This window comes from Rhizobium sp. P1_E1 (assembly GCF_056406015.1).
This window is the reverse complement of the sequence record NZ_JBFUAY010000236.1, coordinates 1-6,246: the sequence shown is the minus strand read 5'-3', so window position 1 is coordinate 6,246 and position 6,246 is coordinate 1. Positions and strand designations below refer to the sequence as shown.

7 protein-coding genes are annotated in these 6,246 nt (G+C 62.8%); 2 read left to right on the top strand and 5 right to left on the bottom strand.

All coding sequences use genetic code 11. The features are described 5' to 3' along the window. From AC1D1Z_RS32610 to AC1D1Z_RS32590, 5 genes are all read right to left on the bottom strand, one after another. A partial coding sequence (locus AC1D1Z_RS32610) for an ABC transporter permease (protein ID WP_477852972.1) occupies positions 1 to 391 on the bottom strand: 391 nt, incomplete at its 3' end. Then, positions 391 to 1,239 (bottom strand): ABC transporter permease, encoded by an 849-nt coding sequence (locus tag AC1D1Z_RS32605; protein ID WP_028732597.1) that lies wholly within the window; start codon positions 1,237 to 1,239, stop codon positions 391 to 393. The genes AC1D1Z_RS32610 and AC1D1Z_RS32605, both read right to left, overlap by 1 nt. Then, the gene (locus AC1D1Z_RS32600; protein ID WP_477852969.1) at positions 1,239 to 1,820 is read right to left on the bottom strand and encodes an ANTAR domain-containing response regulator; all 582 of its coding nucleotides are present in this window, start codon (positions 1,818 to 1,820) and stop codon (positions 1,239 to 1,241) included. The genes AC1D1Z_RS32605 and AC1D1Z_RS32600 overlap by 1 nt, the downstream gene beginning before the upstream one ends. Next, the gene (locus AC1D1Z_RS32595) at positions 1,817 to 2,950 is read right to left on the bottom strand and encodes a transporter substrate-binding protein (protein ID WP_477852967.1); all 1,134 of its coding nucleotides are present in this window, start codon (positions 2,948 to 2,950) and stop codon (positions 1,817 to 1,819) included. Before AC1D1Z_RS32595 ends, AC1D1Z_RS32600 begins: the two co-directional genes overlap by 4 nt. A 223-nt stretch (positions 2,951 to 3,173) precedes the next feature. After that, positions 3,174 to 3,758 carry a DUF1349 domain-containing protein gene (locus tag AC1D1Z_RS32590; protein ID WP_446971870.1) on the bottom strand — a complete coding sequence of 195 codons (585 nt, stop codon included), beginning with the start codon at positions 3,756 to 3,758 and terminating at the stop codon, positions 3,174 to 3,176. A gap of 227 nt (positions 3,759 to 3,985) precedes the next feature. Between AC1D1Z_RS32590 and AC1D1Z_RS32585 the strand changes: the two genes are divergently transcribed. Beyond that, on the top strand, positions 3,986 to 5,512 hold the full coding sequence (locus AC1D1Z_RS32585; RefSeq protein WP_446971871.1) for an ABC transporter substrate-binding protein: 1,527 nt from the start codon (positions 3,986 to 3,988) through the stop codon (positions 5,510 to 5,512). An 80-nt stretch (positions 5,513 to 5,592) separates the two neighbouring features. After that, positions 5,593 to 6,246, top strand: a 654-nt coding sequence (locus AC1D1Z_RS32580) for an ABC transporter permease (protein ID WP_477852964.1), incomplete at its 3' end; no start/stop codon positions are given.

Genomic DNA, 6,246 nt, shown 5'->3' with positions numbered 1-6,246 from the left:
GCCGGTCGACGAAGCCGCCGCGGCGCACGGCGGCGATGGTGCCGAGCGTCAGGCCGAGCACCACCTCGACAAAGATGCCGGCAAGCATCAGCGTCAGCGTCGCCGGCAGGCGGGCGGCAATCAGCGTCCAGACATCGGTCTTCTGCGCATAGGAGCGGCCGAGATTGCCATGCAGCAGATTGCCGAGATAGGTGCCGAACTGGACCAGCAGCGGCTGGTCGAGGCCGAGCTCATGGCGGATGTTGGCGACCGTCTGGGCCGTGGCGCTGCGGCCGGCGATCATGCGGGCCGGATCGGCCGGAAGGGCGTAGAGCAGCACGAAGGTGATTGCCGCGACCCCGAGCAGGATGAGAGCCGCCTGCGCCAGCCTGCGCAGCATGAGTGACGCCATCAGCCCCTCCCGCGCTGGGTCGGGTCGAGAATGTCACGCAGCGCGTCGCCCACCAGATTGAAGGAAAGCGCCGTCAGAAGGATGATCGCGCCGGGAATGAAGACCAGCCAGGGGGCGGCCTGGAAATAGCTTTGGCTCTCGAAGATGATGTTGCCCCAGGAGGGCTGTGGCGGCTGGACGCCGACGCCGAGGAAGGAGAGTGTGGCTTCGAGCAGCACGGTGGTGGCGATGCCGAGCGTTCCCCAGACGATTGCCGTCGGCACGAGATGCGGCAGGATATGCATGAAGAGCACACGCATATGGCCGGCGCCGAGCGAGCGCTCGGCCATGATGAAATCGCGCTCCACCAGGCCGCGAGTCTCGGTGTAGACGATGCGGGCGACCTGCACCCAGTTGACGAGCGCGATCACCATGGCGACGATCCAGAGGCTCGGCTTCAAAAGGGCTGCCAGCACGATGGCGAGCAGCAGCGCTGGAAAGGCCATCATCAGATCGGTGAAACGCATCAGGATGTTGCCCGGCAGCCCGCGGAGATAACCGGCAACGATGCCGACGAAGAGGCCGATCGCCACCGCGATGCCATTGGCGACAAGGCCGATGATCAGCGAGGTGCGGGCGCCGAAGAGCAGGCGGGAGAAGAGGTCGCGGCCGAGCGTGTCGGTGCCGAGCAGATAGGCACCGCCCGGCGGCAGCGGCGCACCTTCGAGCGAGAGGCCGTCAAACATCTGCTCATCCGGGCTGAACGGTGCGATCCACGGCGCTGCAATGGCGAGCCCGATGACGAGTGTAACGACGATCAGGCCGAAAAGGGCCGTCGGCTGGCGGACCATCTGTTTCAAGACATGCATTAGCCGGCCTCCGGCAGAGGTTCGGCACCCGCCAGGATGAAGGCTGCTATCTGCTCCATCGGCAGGCGGCGGCGCATGGCACAGTTGCGCAGGATCGCGTAAGCGCTCTCCTCGTCGATGCCGCGTGCGGCCTGAAGCTTTCCGATGGCCGCGTGCACGAGCGGCCGCAGCCGGACGCGCTCTTCGAGATATTGCAGCTTTTCCGCAGTTGTCTTGCGCTCCTGATGAATGGAGACGGCCATGACAAGCGCCGGATAGACGGCCGATGTGGCGATCGGCTTGGCGATGATCGCGCCGGCACCCTGTGCGAGCGCCCAGGCGATACGGCCGGGCGCTTCCGAACCAAGCAAGGCGACGACGGGGCAGRCAGGCGTTTCACCATTCCAGGGCAGCAGATCGTCCCAGCCCTGGTCGGCATCGACGATGACGAGATCGGGCAGTGCCGCGGCCGAAAGCGGCGCCCATTGCAGCGTTGCATGGATGCCGAGCAGGCGAAGCTGGCGGATCAGCTTTTCGGTGTTGCTGTCCTCGCGATGCAGGACCGTCGCCTGCCAGCCGGTAAAATTGGGTGTCTCTCTCATGACACCACCCTCAGCCGCGGCAGGGCCTGTCGGTTGCGGCCGGTCAGATAGGGGTCGGCGGCGAGCGGCGGCCGCGAGGCGACGACATCGAAACCGTTGTCGGCGTTGATCCTGCCGAGATGGAAGGGCAGGGCGGCATGATTGGTCTCGCGGTCGATCGAAAGCGCGCCGAACAGGGTCGGCCAGGATCGATTGTAGAGCTCGCGCCGGACGGCGTCGGGCTCGTCACCGCCGGCAGCGACGATCGCGTCGACGCAGAGCCGGACGGCCGTATAGGCGCTGGCAAAGACGCTGGAGACACGCCGCTCCGCGCTGTGACGCTCAGTGACACGGGCCTTGAAGGCGGCGTTTTCGGGGGTCGCGATACTGTCGAAATAGGAAGCGGCGCAAAGCTGGCCGGTGGCAGCGCCGGCGGCGATATCGTCGAGCTCGCATTCCATCAGGTCGCAGCTCACGACCGGGCAGTTTTCCGCGCGGAAGGCCGGGTCGCGATTACCAAGGGCCTTGATCGCCTCCAGGAAGGCGTAGCTCGACGGGCCGATCAGATTGTTGAGGATGAAGCTCGGGCGGCGCTGCGCGATCTCGGCGACGATGCGTTCGACGGCGGTTTCCTCGAGCGGAAGATAGCGTTCGCCAAGCACCTCGCCGCCGGCATTGGTAATGAGTTCGCGGGCGAGCCGGTTCATCTCCCAGCCCCAGACATAGTTGGCGCCGACGAGATAAGGCCTTGCGCCGTAACGCGGGATCAGGTGCTCGAACAGCGGCAGCAGATGCTGGTTGGGGCAGCCGCCGACATAGATGACGTTCTCGTTGGCCTCGAAACCTTCATAGGGGCACATATACCAGAGCAGGCCGTCATKCTTCTCGACGAGCGGGATGACCTCCTTGCGCGCCGCCGAGGTGATCGTGCCGACGATATGGCGACAGCCGGCGCGCAGAAGATGGCGCGCGCCGTCGAGATAGGCGGCAAGATCGGCATGCGGGTCGAAGAAGACCGGTTCGATCGCCAGTCCTTCGACGCCGGCATATTCGGCCATCGCGAAATCGGCGCCGTCGCGCGCGTCGCGGCCCATCGAGCCGTAGGGTCCGGTGGTCGAAAAGAGGATGCCGATTTTCAGCGCGTCATTCATGAAGTGACCACATCAAAAACCCCACGACGCTGGTCCCATCGAGCGATGAGGCGTCATGGGGCGAAACTGCCCAGAGACTATCGGAGTCATGTCAATGCGGCAGGCCTTTGCCTAATCCGCAGGCTTGAGTAAAATACAGGCAGCTTATCTTTGTCAAGTGTGCTGCGCTGCACTCGCAGTCATTTGATCTTGTTCTTGCGGTAGAGGTGCGAAAGGACGCTCTCTAGCTCAAATCATGCAGATCCCTGGTAATCGCCGCCCCAATCGAAAACTCTGAAAAGCGCACGCTCAGTCCGCTGCGCTCCGGCGTGCAGGCGGCCGGCCCAACCTCGTAGTGCGCGGCGGCGGGGAAGGGCGCTAACCGCAGCAGCGGCCAGCGGCTGCCGTCGCGTGAGGCCTGGATACGCATCGCCCCGTTGGCGACGGTCACGCGGATGCGGAAATCCTCCAATTCCTTGAAAGGCTGCGCCACAGACCAGTCGGACTTGCCATCGGTGACGACGGTGCTGAGGAAGGCTTCGCCGTCGGTGAATTCGACGCCTGTTTTCACCCAGCGTTTCTCGTCGATGCGCACCATCAGRCCGGCCTGGTCGTAGAGGGTGCGGAATTCGCCCTGGACGCGGATTTGGGCGGTGAAGCTATCGGCCGTGGCAAAGGCGAGGAAATGGCCGCTGTCTCGGGTGAAGCCGTAATGGGTCTCCCGCCAGAAATCGGTCTTTTCATCGGTCGTCAGGCTGAGGCCGGCTTCGTTCGCCAGCCAGTGTGGCGGCTCGTTCAGCCACTTGCCGTCGTTGAAATCGATGCTCATCCTGTTCTCCCGTTCCGTTAAAGCCTCACCGCAGGGCGATGGACCCACCTTGGCATAAAGCGCGGTCTTGGTGCAGGCGGGCGCAGCCGAAGATTGTGTGTTTTCCGGTGTCCCAGCATCCGCCGCGAGCATAATCTGTCGCCCGTGCTTGACAGGATCGATCCATCTCCTATTCTGTTACAAAAAGATGAATTACATAATTGTGGAACTAAATCGGGAGCCCTCACATGAAAACATTGGTCGCATTCCTTCTCGGCACTGCGCTCGTCGCCCTGCCTTCGACGCTCCTTGCCCAGGAAAAGGGCGGCGTCATCAACGTTGCCACGATCGGTGAGCCGCCGACGCTCGATCCGATGTCGTCGACGGCCGATCTCGTCGGCATCGTCACGCAGCACATTTTCGAAACGCTCTACACCTTTGACAAGAGCTGGAACGTCACGCCGCTTCTGGCCGAAAGCCTGCCTGAGATCAGCGCCGACGGCAAAACCTATACGATCAAGCTCAGGACCGGCATCAAGTTCCACGACAATACCGACATGACCTCGGAAGATGTCGTCGCCTCGCTCGGCCGCTGGATGAAGATCGCCTCGCGCGGCAAGCAGGTGGCCGGCTTCATCGACAAGATCACCGCCGTCGATCCGGCGACCGTCACGATCACGCTGAAGCAGCCCTATGCGCCGCTGACCTCGTTGCTCGCCTTCAACAATTCGGCGGCGATCATCATCCCGTCCGAAAAGCAGGACGAGCCGATGAAGGACTTCATCGGCACCGGTCCCTATATGCTGAAGGAGCGCAAGGCCGACCAGTATATCCAGCTCGTCCGCTTCGACGGCTATAAGTCCCGCGAAGGCGACAGCAACGGTTATGGCGGCGCCCGCCATCAATATCTCGATGAGATCCGCTTCGTGCCGGTGCCCGATCCGAACACCCGCGTTGAGGCCGCTATTTCCGGCCAGTATGATTATGTCGACTCGATCCCGGTGGAATCCTACGACAAGCTGAAGGCCTCCACCGCCTCGCAGCCGATCATCCTCAAGCCCTTCGGTTATCCGGTCTTCGTCTTCAACACGGCCGATGGCATCAACAAGAATGTCGAAGTCCGCAAGGCGATCCGCCAGGCGCTCAGCATGGAAGACATGCTGGCCGCGGCTTTCGGCAGCAAGGATTTCTACGCGCTCGACGGCGCCATCTATCCGAAGACCTTTGCCTGGTCGACGGATGCTGGCGTCGAGGGCGCCTATAACGTCGCCGATCCGGAAGGGGCGGCCGCTGCCGCCAAGAAGGCCGGTTACAACGGCGAACCGATCCGGATTCTGACCAGCCGCCAATACGAGTTCCACTACAAGATGGCGCAGGTCGCCGCCGAATATCTGAAGCTTGCCGGCTTCACCGTCGATATGCAGGTTGTGGACTGGGCGACGCTGACGCAGCGCCGCACCGATCCGAAGCTCTGGGATATCTACATCACCCATAGCCCCTTCCTGCCGGAGCCGGCCCTCATCGGCTCGCTTTCGACCAGCTCGCCGGGCTGGTGGGATACGCCGGCCCGCAAGGCCGCCGTCGATGCCTTCACTTCGGAAGTCGATCCGAAGAAGCGTGTGGCGCTCTGGGCCGATGTCCAGAAGGCCGTCTATGCCGACGCACCCTTCATGAAGATCGGCGACTTCAACGCCGTTTCGGCCGAGTCGACCAAGCTCGAAGGCGTCGAGCCGGCTCCGTGGCCGTATTTCTGGAATGCGTCGATCAAGAAGTAAACATCGCCACCGGTACCGGCCTTCCCTGGCCGGTACCGGTCTTCTTTTTTGCAGCATCTGCAAAGGTTTGCCAGGCATTCATGATACGCTACATCCTCCAGCGCCTGTTCGGCATGATCGTCGTGATGTTTCTCGTCGTCACGATCGTCTTCGTCATCGTGCGCGTGACGCCGGGAGATCCGGCCGCCGTCATGCTCGGGCCGGATGCGACGCCGCAGGATATTGCCGACCTCAGATCCCGGCTCGGCCTCGATCAGTCTCTCGGCCTGCAATATGTCTATTATATCGCTCAGCTGCTGAAGGGCGATCTCGGCCAGTCGATCTTCCTCAACATGCCTGTCACCTCGGCCTTGCTCGACCGCGCCGAGCCGACCTTCTTCCTGACACTGTTCTCGCTTGCGATTGCCAGCATCATCGCCTTGCCGATCGGCATCTATGCCGCCTATCGGCGCGGCTCCTTCGTCGACCAGGCGGCAACGACGCTCGCGATGTTTGCCGCTAGCATTCCGAGCTTCTGGCTCGGCCTGATCCTGATGCAGTTCTTCGCCGTCAGGCTCAATCTCTTCCCGGTTTCAGGTTATGGCGGTCCCGGTTCGACCTTCTTCGAGCGGATGTATCACCTGACGCTGCCCGCCTTTGCGCTCGGCATCGTCTCCTCGGCGCTGATCCTGCGGTTCACTCGCGCCTCGATGCTCGATGTGCTCGGCGACGATTATATCCGCACGGCCCGCGCC

What these genes read in the sequence shown, in the direction of transcription:
- AC1D1Z_RS32605 (WP_028732597.1), bottom strand. Translation starts at nt 1,239, where the DNA reads ATGCATGTCTTGAAACAGATGGTCCGCCAGCCGACGGCCCTTTTCGGC.
- AC1D1Z_RS32585 (WP_446971871.1), top strand. Translation starts at nt 3,986, where the DNA reads ATGAAAACATTGGTCGCATTCCTTCTCGGCACTGCGCTCGTCGCCCTG.